The following is a 15906-nucleotide window of genomic DNA, read 5'->3' on the forward strand; positions in this document are numbered from 1 at the left end:
GCACTTCGATCCCAGAGGGACGCTTCAGACCATGACCGAGCAGCAGCTGCCCGACTGGGCCGACCCTGCCGTCTCCCCCGCCGCGCTCGACGCGCAGGGCGTCTCCCGGCGTGGGCTCCTGCGCCGCGCGGGGCTGTTCGGGGCGGCCTTCGGCACCGCCCTCGCGGCCGGTCCGCTCGCCGGGCCCGCGTCGGCGACCGCCCAGGACAGGGGCAGGGGTCCTGACAGTGGCTGGGGTACTGGCAAGGGCCTCGGTGGCGACGACCCGCGTCTGGCCTACCTCGTCGGCGACCACCACGTGCACTCCGTCTACAGCCACGACGCGAAGTACACGTTCTCCCAACTCGCCCGCGCGAGCGCGGAGTACGGCCTCGACTGGCTGGTGTTCAACGAGCACTCGAACGTCGGGCACGCCAAGTACGGGGCCCAGCTGGAGCACCAGGAGATCCTGAAGGCGCGTGCCGCCAATCCCCGTCAGCTGATCTTCCAGGGCCTGGAGTGGTACATCCCGGGGGCCGAGCACTGCACGGTCTTCGCGGCACCGGGCCGCCACGAGGTGGACCTGCTCACACGGTTCGAGCTGGCCTACGACGGCAAACTGCTCGGCTACACGGCGGGCGGACCCACCCATCCGGACACCCCGCGCAACGAGGCGCACGCCGTCGCGGCCATCAAGTGGCTGGCCGAGCAACGCCGTTCGGGCTATGTGGACGACGTCCTGGTCCTCGCCAACCACCCGTCGCGGCTCGGCATCGACTCCCCGCACGAGATACGGGGCTGGCGGGACGCGGCCCCCGAGATCATGATCGGCATGGAGGGCGCGCCCGGCGCCCAGGGCGGTGCCATCCCCGGCTGGCGCGGTCCGACATCGATCCGCGGCGAGTACGAGAACAAGCCCTCGGCGGACTCCTGGCCGGGCTATCCCGCGGACGCGTACGTCACCTACGGCGGGTTCGACTGGATGACGGCCACGGTCGGCGGCATGTGGGACGCCATGCTCGCCGAGGGCAAGCTGTTCACCATCACCACCAACTCCGATGTGCACCGGGTCGTGTTCGACACCTGGAAGAACGGGGACTGGCCGGCCGGGCAGAACTTCGACACCACGGGCCGGCTGCCCGACCCGGTGAACACGAGCGAGCCGCAGGCCGGCGGTGACTTCTGGCCCGGCCAGTTCAGCCGCACGCATGTCGGTGTCACCCGTTACGGCCACCGCGCGGTGATGGCGGGGCTGCGGGCGGGGCGGGTCTGGCTCGACCACGGGCATCTGCTCGACGGTCTCGACGTACGGCTGAAGCGGGACCGCACCCCTGGGCGGGGGGTCACTCTCGGTGGGCGGCTGCGGGTCCGCGCGGGGGATCGACTCACGCTGCGGGTCACCGTGACCACGGCCTCGCGGGCCAATCCGCACGGGATCGTGCCGGAGCTGGCGCATGTCGATGTGATCCGGGGGACGGTACGCGGGCCCGCGGCCGACCGGGACGGGTGGCGGGCGCCCGACACTCGGGTCGTCCATACGGCGGACGTGTCCGGGCGTACGGGTACGTACACCCTGCGCATTCCGGTGACCGCCGGGGACGAGTCCTTCTATGTGCGGCTGCGCGGAAGTGACGGGAAGCGGCACGGGGTGGGGTATCTGGGTGACTCCGTCGACCCGCACGGGCCTGTGGCGCACGCGCCGGGTGACGGGGATCCGTGGGCCGACACGTGGTTCTACTCGAACCCGGTGTTCGTGGAGGTCACGGGCGGGCGGTGACGGGCCCCTCCGGGCTGGGGGCGGGGTGGGGCGTTTTCGGGTGCGGGTCCGTCGTGGCTGGTCGCGCAGTTCCCCGCGCCCCTGAGGGGCTACGCCTCTCAAGGACCCGGCGTGCCTGGTCGGAGGGTGATCGGCGGGCGTACCGTGGGTGGGTGACCAGTGACGAGGCGTTGCGGCCCCAGTCCCTCATGTTGTCCTTTCTCGGTGACCAGGTGCTCGGTCGGGATGTCTGCGTGTATTCGGGGAGCGTCATCGACGTCTTCGGGCGAGCGGGGGTCGGCGAGCACGCGACCCGGTCCACCCTGACCCGGATGGTCGGCCGCGACCTGCTGCGGCGGCAGCGCGAGGGACGCCGGATGTACTTCGGGCTGACCGAGCGCTCGGAGGCCGTGCTGCGCGACGGTGAGCAGCGGATCTGGGAACAGGGGGCCGTCAACCGCCGGTGGGACGGCACCTGGACCCTGCTCGGCTTCTCACTGCCCGAGTCCTGGCAGCGTCAACGGCACGATCTACGCGCGCAGTTGACGTGGAGCGGCTTCGGCCCGCTGTTCGGCGGCCTGTGGATCGCGCCCGGCGAGACCGACGTCTCCGGACTCGTCGCCGAACTCGGCCTGTCCGCCCACGTGAAGATCTTCCGCGCCCACGCGGACACCGGCATGGACATCGGCGCGATGATCGAGGAGACCTGGGAACTGGACGAACTCGCCACGCGCTACTCGGCGTTCGCCGGCCGCTGGCAGCACTGGGAGACCGTCGAGCCCGCGGCCGACGAGGCCCTCGCGCTACGGCTGCGCCTGTCGACGCAGTGGCTCCAGGTCGTCCGCCGTGACCCGCGCCTGCCGGTCGGACACCTCCCGGACGACTGGCCCGCCGACCAGGCGGAGAAGACGTTCAGAACGGTCTACACCCGCCTGACCCCCTTGGCCCAACAATCCGCGGACCACCTCTTGGACTTGGTCCCGGTAAGACAGCCCGTCTAGGGGCACCCCTCAGGGGCGCGGGGAACGGCGCAGTCTTTTCGTCTTCAGGGGCGCGGGGAACGGCGCAATCTTTTGCCTTTCAGGGGGCGCAGCCCCCTAGGGGCGCGGGGAACGGCGCAGTCTTTCGTCTTTCAGGGGCGCGGGGAACTGCGCGACCAGCCACAACGGACCCGCACCCGACACCACACCGCACAGCCCCCGTCACACATAGAACCGCGACAAACTCTGCAACACCGCCCCCGGCTTCCCCACCCCCTCGATCTCGATCGTCCCGTCGACAACGACCTGCACCCCACCCCCCACGTCCGACACCTCCGCAAGCCGCGCAACGAGCCGTATCCGCGACCCCACCCTCACCGGCGAGGGAAACCGCACCTTGTTCAGCCCGTAGTTGACCTTCGTGGTCACACCCCGGACGTCCAGCAGCTCGGTGAAGAGCGGGATGAACAGCGACAGGGTGAGATACCCGTGCGCGACGGGCGCCCCGAACGGCCCCCGCGCGGCCTTCTCCGCGTCGACATGGATCCACTGGTGGTCCCCCGTGGCATCGGCGAAGGTGTCGATGCGCTCCTGAGTGACCTCGATCCACTCGCTCGTACCGAGGTCACCCCCGGCGAGCTTCCTGAGTTCGTCGACACCGTTCACTGTGATGGTCATATGGCTCTCCCCTGCTGGAGGTCGATCACTGGGTGTCGGTCCCGTACCGCCGGCGGACATGGGACTTGAGCAGCTTGCCGGAGGCGGTCCGCGGGAGTTCGTCGGCGAGCACCACCGACTTCGGGATCTTGTACTTGGCGAGGTGCCCGGTGAGGGACGCGAGGACCTCGTCGGGGTCCAGCGCGACACCCTCGTGCGGGACGACCACCGCGCGCGGCACCTCGCCCCACTTCTCGTCGGGCACGCCGATGACCGCGCACTCGGCGATGCCGGGGTGGGCGAGGAGCCGGTCCTCGATCTCGGCGGGGTAGATGTTCTCGCCGCCCGAGATGATCATGTCCTTGATGCGGTCGACGACGGTCACGTAGCCGTCCTCGTCGATCCGGGCGGCGTCCCCGCTGCGGAACCAGCCGTCGCTGAACACGGCCGCGGTCTCGTCGGGCAACCCCCAGTAGCCGGGCATGACATGGGGACCGCGTACGACGATCTCGCCCGTCTCGCCGACGTCGGCGAGGTCGGCCGGGGCGAGTCCTGGCCGTACGACGCGTACGTCGCTGAAGAAGTGCGGTACGCCCGCCGAGCCCGCCTTGGTCACCGCGTGCTCGGCGTCCAGGAAGAGCACGCCCGGTGAGGCCTCGGTCATGCCGTAGCCCTGGAGGAAGGTGAGGCCGCGCTCCTGGTAGGCGGCGATGAGCGGGGTCGGCACGGGTGAGCCGCCGCAGCTGAGCATGCGCAGCGAGGACAGGTCGGCGTCGGCCCAGCCCGGCTGGCGGGCCACCTGCTCGAACATGGTGGGCACGCCGAACATGAAGGTGATCCGGTGCCGTTCGATCAGGCCGAGGGTGGCTGCCGGGTCGAACGCCTCGACCAGGACGCAGGTACCGCCCTTGAGGAGGACGGGGAGGGTCAGCATGTTGAGCCCGGCCGTGTGGAACAACGGGGCCGACACCAGCGCGCGTTCGTCCGCGATCAGGTCCTGGTCGACGAGGACGTTGACGGCGTTCCACGTCAGATTGCCGTGGGTGAGCATCGCTCCCTTGGGGCGGCCGGTCGTCCCCGAGGTGTACATGATGACGCAGGTGTCGTCGGCGGTGACGGGTTCGTCGATCGCCTCGCCGGAGGCCGAGTCGAGCAACTGGTCGTAGGCGGCGCCCACTTCGACGTACAGGCGCACATCGCAGGTGCCCGGCAGGCCGGCGATCAGCCCCTGGGACGCCGGTCCGTGCACGAGGGCCTGCGCGCCGGAGTCTTCGAGCTGGTGGGCGATCTCGGGCCTGGCGAGGCGGGTGTTGAGCGGGACGAAGACCGCGCCGAGCATGCCGGCCGCGAACAGCGTCTCCAGGTAGGACGGGTGGTTGGGGCCGAGGTACGCGATCCGGTCGCCTCGACGCACCCCGCGGGCGCGCAGGGCATGGGCGAGGCGGGTGGTGCGCTCGTACAGGCCGCCGTACGTGAGTGTCGTGCCGTCGTGGATCAGGGCGGTGCGGTGCGGGGTCTTGCGGGCCCGGCGGGCGGGCCACGACCCCAGTCCCTCGTTGCGCATGCCATACCCCTCAGTGCTCGGTGTGTCCGGTCACGGCTTGGTGAGGCCGAGCAGCCGGGCCGCGTTCTCCTTGAGGATCTTCGGCCGGACCTCGTCCTTGACGGGCAGCTTCGCGAAGTCGGCGAGCCAGCGGTCCGGGGTGAGGACCGGGTAGTCGGAGCCGAACAGCACCTTGTCCTTGAGCAGGGTGTTCGCGTACTGCACGAGTTGCGGCGGGAAGTACTTCGGCGACCAGCCGGACAGGTCGATGTGGACGCCCGGCTTGTGCGTGGCGACCGCGAGGGCCTCGTCCTGCCAGGGGAACGACGGATGCGCCAGGATGATCTTCAGGTGCGGGAAGTCCGCGGCCACGTCGTCGACGTGCAGCGGATTGGAGTACTTGAGGCGGATGCCGCCCCCGCCGGGCACGCCCGCGCCGATGCCGGTCTGCCCGGTGTGGAACAGGGCGATGGCGCCGGTCTCCTCGATGACCTCGTACAACGCGTAGGCCACGGAACGGTCGTTGGGGTAGAAGCCCTGGATGCTGGGGTGGAACTTGAAGCCCTTCACGCCGTACTCCTCGACCAGTCGGCGGGCCCGCCTCACTCCCGCCTTCCCGCGGAAGGGGTCGATGGAGGCGAACGGGATCAGCACGTCGGGGTTGGCAGCGGCGGCCTCGGCGACCTCCTCGTTCGGGACGGGTTCGGTGCCGGTCGCGGACTCGGCGTCGACCGTGAAGACGACGGCGGCCATCCTCCGCTCGCGGTAGTACGCGGCCGTCTCCTCCAGGGTCGGCTTCCGCCTGCCCTCGACCTTGAAGTAGGCGCTGGAGGCCGCGTGCAGGTCGTCGTCGAGCGAGGACGTGCCCTTGGAGGAGATCTCGGCGTGGGTGTGGACGTCGATGGCGACCAGGTCGTCGACGTTCATCGGGAGGGTCATGACGCCTCCGGAGCCTTGGGTGCGGGCGCGGGCGCGGGGATGCCGACCGTCTGCGGTTCGGCGCCGACCGAGGTGTGCCAGACGTCGGCGAGCGCCTCGGGGGTCCAGCCGCCGTCGGTGTACGCGGCCCTGATCTCCTGGGGGTGGGACCACAGGGTGACCTTGTCGCCGCCGATGCCGATGGCCTGCCCGGTCACCCCGCGGGCGGCCTCGGAGGCCAGGAACGGGACGAGGGCCGCGCAGTCCTCGGGCGTGCCGAAGCCCTCACCCCTGCGCAGGAAGTCCGGCAGCGGTTCGCCCTGTTTCATGGCCTCGATGTAGGGGGCGAAGGCCGGGATGGTCTCGGTCATCGCGGTCGCGGCCACCGGCACGATCGCGTTGACGGTGATGCCCGCGCGGCCCAGCTCCATCGACCAGGTACGGGCCATGGCGGCGATGCCGGCCTTGGCGGCGGAGTAGTTGGTCTGGCCGAAGTTGCCGCGCTGCCCGGCCGGTGAGCCGACGAGGATCAGCGTGCCGCCCCCGCCCTGCTCCCGCATGCGTACGGCGGCGGCGCGGGCGCAGGTGAAGGTGCCCTTCAGATGGGTGGTGATCACCGCGTCGAAGTCGTCGTCGGTCATCTTCCACAGGACCTTGTCGCGCAGGATGCCCGCGTTGGTGACCAGGACGTCGAGGCGGCCGAACTCCGCGACCGCGCGGCCCACCAGCCGGTCCGCGGCCTCGGTGGTGCCGACGGCGACCACCTCGGCCACGGCGGTGCCGCCCGCGCCGGTGATCGCCTCGACGGCCTGCTCGGCGACGGCCTCGTCCACGTCGTTGACGACCACGGAGGCGCCGGTGGCGGCGAGGGCGTGCGCGTAGGCCAGGCCGAGGCCACGGCCGGAGCCCGTGACCACGGCGACCTTGCCGGTGAGATCGATGCTGGACACGAGGGGTCCCTTCAGGGGGATGGGGTGAGGTGTGCCGGGGTGACGAGATCGAAGCTAAGGACAATAATTGTTGACGTCAATAGTTGTTGCCGACTCGGCCGTACGCCATGCTGGTCCCGTACGGACGCAGTACCGAGCCCTTCGCGGGGCCAGGACCAGGGAGCCCGCCATCGCCCGCCAGTCGCATGTCACCGACCCCCCGCCCACGGACGCCGCGCCGATCGACGCCCAGGAACCGTGGATGCGCGGACTGCACGCGGACACCGGCTACCTGCTGTACCGGATGGGCCTGCGCTCGGGGCAGATGTTCAACTCGTTCCTGCAGGAGTCGGGGCTGCGGCTGCGCCACTACGCGCTGCTGCGTTTCCTGGCCACCTCCGAGGGCGCGCTCCAGCGGGAGCTGAGCTCGCGGCTCGGTTACGACCCGAGCGCGATCGTCGGCCTGGTCGACGACCTGGAGAAGCTCGGCTTCGCCGAACGCCGTCCCTCCCCCGACGACCGCCGCAGCCGGACCGTCGTACTGACCGGGGACGGGCGCGCCTTCCTGCGCGACACCGACGAGGCGGGGCTGCGGGTGACGGACGACCTGCTCGGGCCGCTCGACCCGGCCGAGCGGGAGATCCTGCACACGCTGCTGCGCCGCGTCGCCGAGACCGAGCTCGACTCCGGCGCGTAGAACGGCACGGCCCATGACCTCCCTGTCCGCGCCCGACCGGCTGCTGGCCGTGCTCGCCGCCTTCGACCACGACCATCCGGCGCTCTCCCTCACGGACATCAGCCGCCGGGCCGGGCTCTCCCTCACCACCGCGCACCGGCTCGTGGGCGCGCTCAGCGACTGGGGCGCCCTGGAACGCGGCGCGGACGGCATCTACCACGTGGGTCTGCGGCTGTGGGAGCTCGCCGCGCTCTCCCCGCGCGGGCTCGCCCTGCGGCAGATCGCACTGCCGTACCTGGAGGACCTGTACGAAGCGACGCACGAGAACGTGCAGTTGGCGGTGCGCGACGGCTCCGAGGTCGTCTACATCGAGTGGATCTCCGGCCGGTCGGCCGTGGGGGTGAAGATCCAGGTGGGCGCGCGCTGGCCGCTGCACGCGACCGGGGTGGGACTCGCGCTGCTCGCGCACTGCGAACCGGCGTTCCAGGAGGCGTACTGCGGCAGGCCGCTCGCCGGCTTCACCCCGCACACCCTCACGGACCCGGCCGCCCTGCGCCGCGTACTCGCCGAAGTCCGTTACGCCGGAGTGGCGGTGAGTGTCCGTCAGATCACCGAGGACGCCCTGTCGGTGGCCGCTCCGGTACGCGGTCCCGGCGGCCCGGTGACTGCGGCAGTCTCGGTCGTGGTGCCCGAACACGACGCGCAGACACCGGCGTTGATCCCCGCGGTACGGCTCGCCGCGCGCGGGATCTCGCGGGCTCTGGGGTGGCAGCCGGAGCCGTCGGGAGGGTGAGGGTCGGTGCGAGTCGATCGATATCCCTCTCACCGGTGAGGACGCGGCCCCGGCCCCGCGCCGATACTGGCACGGCCCCTTCCCCGAGGAGCCGCCCATGCCCGCCTCGCCCGCCTCCCCCTGGATCAGCCCCGCCGTCGCCCGCCTGCGCACGGCCAACCCGTACGTCGTCGACATCGCGGTCGCCGTACTCGTCCTGTTCGCCGCGTCGCTTCAGTGGATATTTCCCGACGAGGGCGACGACCGCCTGACCTGGCAGGGGTTCCTGCTGGGCGCCGGTACGGCGCTGCCGCTCGTGTGGCGGCGCCGGGCGCCGTTCCTCGCGGCCTGCGGGGTCTCGGTGTTCACCCCCGCCATGGCCGTCTACCACGCACCACCGCCGGACATCATGTACGCCGGTCTGGTCGTCCTCTACACGATGGCCGCGGTCGGCCGGCCCTGGCAGCGGCGGGTCATGCTGGTGGGATGGCTGGCCGGGGTCGCGCTGACCATGACGCACAAGGAGGACGCCGAACCCTTCGAGTACGCCTTCCAGTTGCTGAGCTGCGTCAGCGCGTACGGCTTCGGGGTGCTGTCCCGACTCCAGCGGGCGTACACGGCGGCGCTGGAGGACCGGGCCCGCCGCCTGGAAAGCGAACGGGCCGCCGACACCGCGCGGGCCGCCGCCAGGGAACGGGCCGGCATCGCCCGCGACATGCACGACGTCCTGGCCCACGCCGTGAGCCTGATGGTGGTGCAGGCCGAGGCCGGGCCCGTAGTCGTACGCAGCGATCCCGAACGCGCGGAGGGGGCGTTCGACGCCATCGCCGGCGCCGGGCGCGACGCGATGGTCCAGCTGCGGCGGATCCTCGGAGTCCTCAAGGAGGAGCCGCTGAACGGCAGTTCGGACCGGCTGCCGCAACCGGGGGTAGCGGCCCTCACCGGGCTGGTCCGGCAGGTCGGCGACACGACCGGGCTGCGGATCGAGCTCCGGCACACCGGGGAGCCGCGCCCACTGCACCGGGACACCGAGGTCGCCGCGTACCGCGTGGTCCAGGAAGCCCTGACCAACACCGTCAAGCACGCGTACGCTTCCTGCGCGCGGGTCGAACTGGACTGGACGGAGGCCGAGTTGACGCTCACGGTGACGGACGACGGGCGGGGCCCGGCGGACACCGCCCCGAGCGGGGGCGGGAGTGCGGGCGGTCACGGACTGATCGGCATCCGGGAGCGGGCCGCCGCGTGCGGAGGCACCGCCCGTACGGAGCCCGGCCGCGACGGAGGTTTCCGCGTCGTCGTACGCCTGCCCGTGGCGGGCGACCGGCAGGTGACACCGGGGTGAGCATCCGTGTGGTGGTCGCCGACGACCAGGAACTGGTCCGCAGCGGCTTCAGCATGATCCTGGAGGCGCAGCCCGACATCGACGTCGTCGCGGAGGCCGGGGACGGCGTGGAGGCGGTCGCCGCCGTGCAGCGGCACACGCCGGACGTGCTGCTGCTCGACATCCGGATGCCGCGGATGGACGGACTGGAGGCGGCGAGGCTGGTGTGCGCGCAGTCCGCGTGCCGGGTGGTCATGCTGACGACGTTCGACCTCGACGAGTACGTGTACGAGGCGCTGTACGCGGGAGCGAGCGGGTTCCTGCTCAAGGATGTGCGAAGGGACGATCTGGTGCACGCCGTGCGGGTGGTGGCCGCCGGGGACTCGTTGCTCGCGCCGTCGGTGACACGGCGGCTGGTCGCCGACATCATCCAGCGGCGGCGGGCGGGGGCCGCGCCGTCGTCCCCGGTGCGGCTCGACGGTCTCACCGCGCGCGAGGAGGAGACGTTGCGGCTGCTGGCGCGGGGGTTGTCCAATGCGGAGATCGCTCGGGCGTTGTTCGTGAGCGAGCACACGGTGAAGACGCACGTCAGCAACGTACTCAGCAAACTGGGGCTGCGGGACCGGGTCCAGGCGGTCATCTGCGCGTACGAATCTGGCGTGGTGACCCCGGGCACGCCTTGACCTGCGGCCGGCAACACGGACTTCACCCGCGGGCCGGTGGGGGCCGTTCGCGCCGTTCCCCGCGCCCCTGGACTGCGGGGGCCCTGGGTCGCCTGCCTCCTGCGGGCCGGTGGGGGTTGGCCGCGCAGTTCCCCGCGCCCCTGAAAGACGGGGCTGCGCCCCTGTCTTTCGTCCTTGGGGGCGGTAGCCCCGCTTTTAAGGGGCGCGGGGAACTGCGCGGCCCGCCCCCACCGGACCCGCAGGTGGGGGACGGGCCCCGTCGGGGCTCCCCCGTGCGGCGGAGCCGCGGGGGTGTTCTCACTCGTGTGGGGGAGGCTTCGAAACCACTCCGACCGGCGATCCGCCGAGCGCCTCGCAAGGCGAGTCTGGGGCGAACGAAAAGCCCCGACCCGCCGGGAGGCACCCCGTGCTCAACAGGATCGCCAGGGCGTCGACACGCCGGCCACTGACCGTTATCGGCCTCTGGCTGCTCTTCCTGCTGCTCGGCTTCGGCCTCGGCACAGGCGTCTTCGCCCGGCTCAGCGACTCCGTGCCGGACGTCCCCGGCACGGAGTCGGACCGCGCGTCGGAGTACCTCGACGGCATCGACCCGGCCGGCGAGTCGATCACCGCGGTGATCGCGGGCACACCCGTCGCGGACACCGCACTCCGCACCCAGGTGGAGACCGCGGTCGCCGACCTCCGCGACATCGCGAACATCGCCGCCGTACCGGACCCGTACACCACAGAAGGGCTTCTCGCCGAGGACGGCCACGCACTCGTCATCCCGGTCACCCTGAAGGGCGGTCTCGACGACGACGCCGAGGAACAGGTCCTGGACGCCGCGAGTGACCGTATCCACCGGATCAGGGCACCCGACGTCCACGTGAGCGGCGGCCCGCTGCTCGGGCAGCAGCTCGGCGAACGGGCCCAGCAGGACGTGGCCCGCGCGGAGATCATCTCGCTGCCCGTGGTCCTCGTCCTGCTGCTCCTGATCTTCGGCGGCTTCCGCGCCGCCGGACTGCCCCTGGTGGTCGCGGTGAGCGGCGTCGCGGGCGCGTTCCTCGCCCTGTTCGGCTTCAGCCAGTTCACCGACATCTCCGTGTACGCGATCCAGGTCACCACGATGCTCGGCCTGGGACTCGCCGTGGACTACGCCCTGTTGATGGTGGTCCGCTTCCGCGAGGAACGCCGCACCACCGGCGACGTCGTGGAAGCCGTGCACCGCACGGTGGCGGGCGCCGGACGCACGGTGCTGTTCTCCGGTCTGACCGTGGCCGTCAGCCTCACCGGCCTGCTGGTCTTCCCCAGCATCTTCCTGCGCAGCATGGGCTTCGCCGTGGCCGCCGTCGTGGTCATCGACATGCTGGCCGCGCTCACCCTGCTCCCCGCCCTGCTGGCCCGCTTCGGCGGGAGGATCGCCCCCGCGAAGACCAAGCCGGCTGGAGAAGAGGGGCGTGTCTTCGCGCGGCTGGCCCGGTTCGCCACCGGCCGCCCGGTCGTCGTCACCGTCACCTCGGTCGCCGCCCTGCTCGTCCTGGCCCTGCCCGCCACCGGTATGAAGATCAATATCGGGGGCGCCCAGCAGTTGCCGACCAGCACGGAGGCGCGGCAGCTGGACGACACGATCCAGGCCCACTTCCCGCCGGGCACGGGCGTCTCGGAGGTGACCGTGGTCCTGAAACCGGGCACGGACACCGCGACGGCCGAGCGGATCAAGGCGCTCTCCTCCGGCACCGGGTCGCGTGAACTGCCGGGCGGCACCACCGTGCTGAGCATGCAGCCCAGCGGCAGTGCGGACGGGAAGGCGGCGACCGACCTGGTCCAGCGGGTACGGGACGTACGCGGCGACGAGCCCGTACAGGTCACCGGTGTCGCGGCCCGGCTCGTGGACTTCCGGGCGATGCTCGGCGACCGGGCACCCTGGGCCGCCGTCACCGTCCTCGCCGGGATCTTCCTCCTGCTCTTCGCGTTCACCGGCTCGGTCCTGATCCCGCTGCGGACGATCTTCACGACGCTGCTCAGTCTGGGCGCGGCGCTCGGCGTGGTGGTGTGGGTGTTCCAGGACGGGCATCTGGCCTCGGCGCTGGGCTCGCAGGAACTCGGCGCGCTGAGCCTGACGGCACCTCCGCTGATCATCGCGATCGCCTTCGGACTCGCCATGGACTACGAGTTGTTCATCCTCGCCCGGATGCGCGAGACCTGGCTGCGCACGGGTGACGCGCAGGACGCCGTCGTCACCGGTCTGCGCCGCTCCGGCCGGGTCGTGAGCTGCGCGGCGCTGCTGCTCGCGGTCGTTTTCGGCGCCTTCATGACGGGCGGTTTCGCCCCCATCCTGCAGATCGGTCTGGGACTGACGCTCGCCGTGCTGATCGACGCGACGCTCGTACGGATGCTGCTGGTCCCGGCGACCATGGCGCTGCTGGGCCGGCGCGCGTGGTGGGCGCCGAAGCGTCTGCGCCGGGCACATGACCGTTTCGGCCTGCACGAGGAGGCTCCGACCGCCGCACCCGAACTCACCAAGCAGCACTGAGGCAGGCGGAACTGAAGCAGGCGCGCAACCGCCGCCGTCGGCCCCGGTCCTTCCCGGACCGGGGCCCTTGGCATGGCCCGCCCTCCGATACGGCTACCCCCCGGCGGTCAGCCGCCTCCTGTCCGGCTTCCCCGCGGGCGTGAGCGGTACCTCCTCGATGAGGGTCAGGCGGGTCGGCGCGCTCGCCTCCTCCAGGTGTGCCGTCACCCACGCGCGCAGTTCGCGCAGCTCCGGGAGGTGTCCCTCGGCGGGTACGACGAAGGCGTGGACCGCCTCGCCGGTGTCGTCGTCGGGGACACCGACCACGTACGCCTCGGCCACCGAGCGGTGGGTGGCGAGCCGTCGCTCGACGGGGCCGGCGTAGTAGAGGTTGGCGTTGACGATGATCACGTCGCGGGCCCTGCCCGTGAGCCACAGCCGGCCCTCGGAGTCGAGCCGGCCGAGGTCACGGGTGCGTACCCAGCCGTCGGTGATTACCTCGGCGGTGAGAGCGGGTTCGCGCCAGTAGCCGTCGCTCTGTCCCGGGGTCCGGACGAAGAGTTCGCCGTCGGTGCCCGGTGGGACGGGGCGGCCCGAGGGGTCCCGGATCTCCAGGTCGACGGGCGGCACGCCCAGCGAACCCGGCTCGTCCTCGGGGGTGGCCATGGAGATCATGCCGGTCTCGGTCTGCCCGTATCCGTGGAAGACGACCGGGCCGAGTGCGTCGGACGCCTCACGAAGCCGTCCCGGCTCCAGCGGGGAGCCGGACACCATCAGGGCGCGCAGGCTGGTGAGGCCGGCGGGGGACGCGCGCTGACCTGCCGTGAGTTTCCTCAGGCGGGCCACGGTGATGACGCTCGCGGTCGCGCGGTGTCGCTCGATGCTGTCGCGGAGGTCCGGCTGTCCGGAAGTCACCAGGGTGCCGCCGGCGGCGAGGGTGAGGAGCCCGTACTCCATCATCACCTGGCTCGCCAGGGTGCCGAACACCAGGAAGCGGTCCAGTCGGGCGGCGAGTGCGCGGACGGCGGGCGGCCAGGCCTCGGGCCGGAGCGCCCAGGCCGCGGTCATCGCCGCGTAGGTCTGCGCGCATGCCTTCGGGACGCCGGTGCTGCCGCTGGTGTGGATGAGCCGGGCGATGTCCTCCGGCCGGGCCTGGGGCAGTGGACGGAGGCCGTCGTCCGGTGCCGACAGCAGGTCGTCCAGCGCGAGGACCTTGCCGGGCCGGTCCGTATCCGCGTCGGTGTCCGTGTCCGTGGCAGCCGTCCGGTCCGTGACCGTGAAGGCGGCGTCCGCGAGCAGGTGTTGCTGCTGACGGACCGTCAGGCCAGGTCGTACGCCCACCACGCGGGCGCCGACGACGTGCGCCGCGACGATCGCGGCGAACGCCTCCGGGCTCACGCCGAGCAGCAGGGCGACACCGTCACCGCGGCCGACGCCGTTCGCGCGCAGCCCGTTGACCACGCGCCGTACCGTGCCGAGGAGTTCGGCCGCGGTGACGATCCGGTCGGCGTGCTCGAACACCGGACGGTGGCCCGCCGTTTCGAGGAGGTCCAGCAGCCGGCCGGGGAACTGCTCAGTCAAGGCAGGCCTTCACGAACGCCGCGAGCGGCTGGTGGTGGACCGCCGGGATGTCCCACTCGTTCTCCAGGTTCTCCGCGAGATGGTGGGTGGCGCTCAAGACACCGTCGCGGTAGTGGCGTACGACGGGGTGCAGATAGCTGGAGTCCATCGCGTGCTCGACGTCGTTCTCGGTCACGCGCGGGACGGTGACGTCGAACGGATCGACGCCGTCGTGGTCGGCCCCGTACTCCAGGTCGACGACGAACCGGTGGGCGGCAGGGCCGAGGCCGCCGTCGGCGGCGTACTCCAGCGGGACCTCCTCCTGGTGGATGGCCCGGTCCGCGTCCACCGTGATGACATCTCCGAGAACCCCGAACTGCTGCCACAGCGCGGAGGAGCGGTTGACGCGGGCGACGACGGCGTCGGCGATCGCCTCCGGTGCCGCGGTGAGCGGCCGGGCGGGCCAGGGTTCGTCGTGGTGGCGGGCGTCGAGGATGCGGTGCAGGGCGCGCACTCCGTAGCGGAAGCCGTGGACGAAGCCGCTGGTGCCCCTCTTGAAGTCGCGCTGCTGGGTGAGCGTGCCGGCGAAGTGGAGGTCCGGTACGTTCACCGACTCGTAGGCGGAGTTCTGTTCGGGGAAGCGCCCGTTGATGACGAGGGTGGGGCGGCAGGTCTCGTCGAAGACGTCGGCGTCGAAGCGGAATCCGGCGCACAGGATGATCCGGTCGTAGAGCAGTTCGCGCAGCCGTTCCGTGGTGCGGGCATAGCGGAAGGTGACACGGAACCTGCCGTCGGACGTCTTCTCGATGTTCTCCACGGTTCCGTCCAGGACGGCGTTCTGCGACTTGAGCTGGTAGCTGTCCAGGAAGTTGTTGTTCACCGCGCGCAGATGCCCGACGAAGTGGGTCTTCCACGCCATCCTGAGCGAGTGCGGGCCCGCGACATGGATGACCGCGGCCTTCGCCATGAGGGCCTCGGCGGTCTCGAAGGCGGAGTTGCCCTTGCCGACGACCAGGACCCGCTGATTGACGAAGGTGCTCGGATCGGTGTCGAACTCGTCGTACCGCTCGGCGAGTTCGATGCCGGGGACGGCCGGCTCGTTGAGGCGGGAGAGACCGGTCGCCACGACGAGCCTGCGGGCCCGCCAGTGGTGACCGGCGGTGTCGCGGACCGTGAAGACGCCGTCCGCGCGGGAGACGCGGACGACGTCCGTGCCGTACTCGACACGGACGCCGGTACGGTCGGCGAAGTCGGCCAAGTAGCGTACGAAATCGTCGGCCTGGGGGAAGTACTGCTCGCTGTACCGGGTGAACAACAGGTCCGGGTCGTCGCTGAGGAGCGAGTTCCAGTCCATCCGGAGGTTGAGTTCGGGGTCGGTGTAGCCGGTGTTCACCTTGTTGATCGATATCAGCTGTCGATGTCGGGGGAACCTGGTGAAGAACGTGCCAGGGCCGTCTCCGCGCTCCAGGACGACGTAGTCCCGTCCGGCACGTTCCAGGAGAGCGGCGAGCTGAAGTCCGGCCGGTCCGGCCCCGATGATCAGGTAATCGCGCACCATGGGCGGGACGTTAGTGCCGCCAGATCAGAAGGCTCTGAGATTGCCGTCCGACGGCTCACGGTCGTCGCGGCCGGGGCTCCGGC

Annotated in this window: 13 protein-coding genes; 7 read left to right on the forward strand and 6 right to left on the reverse strand. The window is 71.3% G+C overall.

Annotated elements, in window-relative coordinates; genetic code table 11:
• Positions 1-31 precede the first annotated feature (31 nt).
• Entirely contained in the window at positions 32-1756 is a 1725-nt protein-coding gene (locus ACZ60E_RS06875; protein ID WP_469438828.1) for a histidinol-phosphatase, read from the forward strand.
• A 152-nt stretch (positions 1757-1908) separates the two neighbouring features.
• On the forward strand, positions 1909-2736 hold the full coding sequence (locus tag ACZ60E_RS06880; protein WP_469438829.1) for a PaaX family transcriptional regulator: 828 nt from the start codon (positions 1909-1911) through the stop codon (positions 2734-2736).
• 201 nt (positions 2737-2937) lie between these two features.
• On the opposite strand, the gene ACZ60E_RS06885 is transcribed toward ACZ60E_RS06880, so the two are convergent.
• From ACZ60E_RS06885 to ACZ60E_RS06900, 4 genes are read right to left on the reverse strand one after another with little or no spacing between them, the layout of a single operon-like run.
• On the reverse strand, positions 2938-3393 hold the full coding sequence (locus ACZ60E_RS06885; protein WP_469438830.1) for a MaoC family dehydratase: 456 nt from the start codon (positions 3391-3393) through the stop codon (positions 2938-2940).
• A 25-nt stretch (positions 3394-3418) separates the two neighbouring features.
• Positions 3419-4936 carry an o-succinylbenzoate--CoA ligase gene (menE, locus tag ACZ60E_RS06890; protein ID WP_469438831.1) on the reverse strand — a complete coding sequence of 506 codons (1518 nt, stop codon included), beginning with the start codon at positions 4934-4936 and terminating at the stop codon, positions 3419-3421.
• A 30-nt stretch (positions 4937-4966) separates the two neighbouring features.
• Positions 4967-5842, reverse strand: a complete 876-nt coding sequence (locus ACZ60E_RS06895; RefSeq protein ID WP_469439002.1) for an amidohydrolase family protein — start codon at positions 5840-5842, stop codon at positions 4967-4969.
• Between the two features lie 8 nt (positions 5843-5850).
• Positions 5851-6783, reverse strand: a complete 933-nt coding sequence (locus ACZ60E_RS06900; protein ID WP_469438832.1) for an SDR family NAD(P)-dependent oxidoreductase — start codon at positions 6781-6783, stop codon at positions 5851-5853.
• Between the two features lie 241 nt (positions 6784-7024).
• Between ACZ60E_RS06900 and ACZ60E_RS06905 the strand changes: the two genes are divergently transcribed.
• The 5 genes from ACZ60E_RS06905 to ACZ60E_RS06925 all read left to right on the forward strand — a co-directional run bounded on the left by ACZ60E_RS06905 (position 7025) and on the right by ACZ60E_RS06925 (position 12726).
• A complete protein-coding gene (locus tag ACZ60E_RS06905; protein WP_384807125.1) occupies positions 7025-7459 on the forward strand; it encodes a MarR family winged helix-turn-helix transcriptional regulator in 435 nt (144 codons plus the stop codon).
• 13 nt (positions 7460-7472) lie between these two features.
• Complete coding sequence (locus ACZ60E_RS06910) at positions 7473-8231, forward strand: IclR family transcriptional regulator (RefSeq protein WP_469438833.1); 759 nt, start codon at positions 7473-7475, stop codon at positions 8229-8231.
• Positions 8232-8328: 97 nt separating this feature from the next.
• A complete protein-coding gene (locus ACZ60E_RS06915; protein WP_469438834.1) occupies positions 8329-9552 on the forward strand; it encodes a sensor histidine kinase in 1224 nt (407 codons plus the stop codon).
• Positions 9549-10214, forward strand: coding sequence for a response regulator (locus ACZ60E_RS06920; protein ID WP_384807119.1), 666 nt, complete (start codon positions 9549-9551; stop codon positions 10212-10214). The genes ACZ60E_RS06915 and ACZ60E_RS06920 overlap by 4 nt, the downstream gene beginning before the upstream one ends.
• A 406-nt stretch (positions 10215-10620) precedes the next feature.
• Entirely contained in the window at positions 10621-12726 is a 2106-nt protein-coding gene (locus ACZ60E_RS06925) for an MMPL family transporter (RefSeq protein WP_469438835.1), read from the forward strand.
• 93 nt (positions 12727-12819) lie between these two features.
• Here the strand turns inward: ACZ60E_RS06925 and ACZ60E_RS06930 are convergent, their stop codons facing one another.
• Both ACZ60E_RS06930 and ACZ60E_RS06935 read right to left on the reverse strand, forming a co-directional pair.
• Complete coding sequence (locus ACZ60E_RS06930; protein ID WP_469438836.1) at positions 12820-14286, reverse strand: class I adenylate-forming enzyme family protein; 1467 nt, start codon at positions 14284-14286, stop codon at positions 12820-12822.
• Entirely contained in the window at positions 14279-15823 is a 1545-nt protein-coding gene (locus ACZ60E_RS06935) for an NAD(P)-binding domain-containing protein (protein ID WP_469438837.1), read from the reverse strand. Before ACZ60E_RS06935 ends, ACZ60E_RS06930 begins: the two co-directional genes overlap by 8 nt.
• Positions 15824-15906 lie beyond the last annotated feature (83 nt).

The sequence above is a fragment of the Streptomyces sp. NPDC102514 genome, assembly GCF_055584525.1.

Excerpts from the sequence above, each read along its gene's own strand:
- ACZ60E_RS06875 (WP_469438828.1), top strand. The coding sequence starts at position 32 with ATGACCGAGCAGCAGCTGCCCGACTGGGCCGACCCTGCCGTCTCCCCC.
- ACZ60E_RS06885 (WP_469438830.1), bottom strand. The coding sequence starts at position 3,393 with ATGACCATCACAGTGAACGGTGTCGACGAACTCAGGAAGCTCGCCGGG.
- menE (WP_469438831.1), bottom strand. The coding sequence starts at position 4,936 with ATGCGCAACGAGGGACTGGGGTCGTGGCCCGCCCGCCGGGCCCGCAAG.
- ACZ60E_RS06895 (WP_469439002.1), bottom strand. The coding sequence starts at position 5,842 with ATGAACGTCGACGACCTGGTCGCCATCGACGTCCACACCCACGCCGAG.
- ACZ60E_RS06905 (WP_384807125.1), top strand. The coding sequence starts at position 7,025 with ATGCGCGGACTGCACGCGGACACCGGCTACCTGCTGTACCGGATGGGC.
- ACZ60E_RS06910 (WP_469438833.1), top strand. The coding sequence starts at position 7,473 with ATGACCTCCCTGTCCGCGCCCGACCGGCTGCTGGCCGTGCTCGCCGCC.
- ACZ60E_RS06915 (WP_469438834.1), top strand. The coding sequence starts at position 8,329 with ATGCCCGCCTCGCCCGCCTCCCCCTGGATCAGCCCCGCCGTCGCCCGC.
- ACZ60E_RS06935 (WP_469438837.1), bottom strand. The coding sequence starts at position 15,823 with ATGGTGCGCGATTACCTGATCATCGGGGCCGGACCGGCCGGACTTCAG.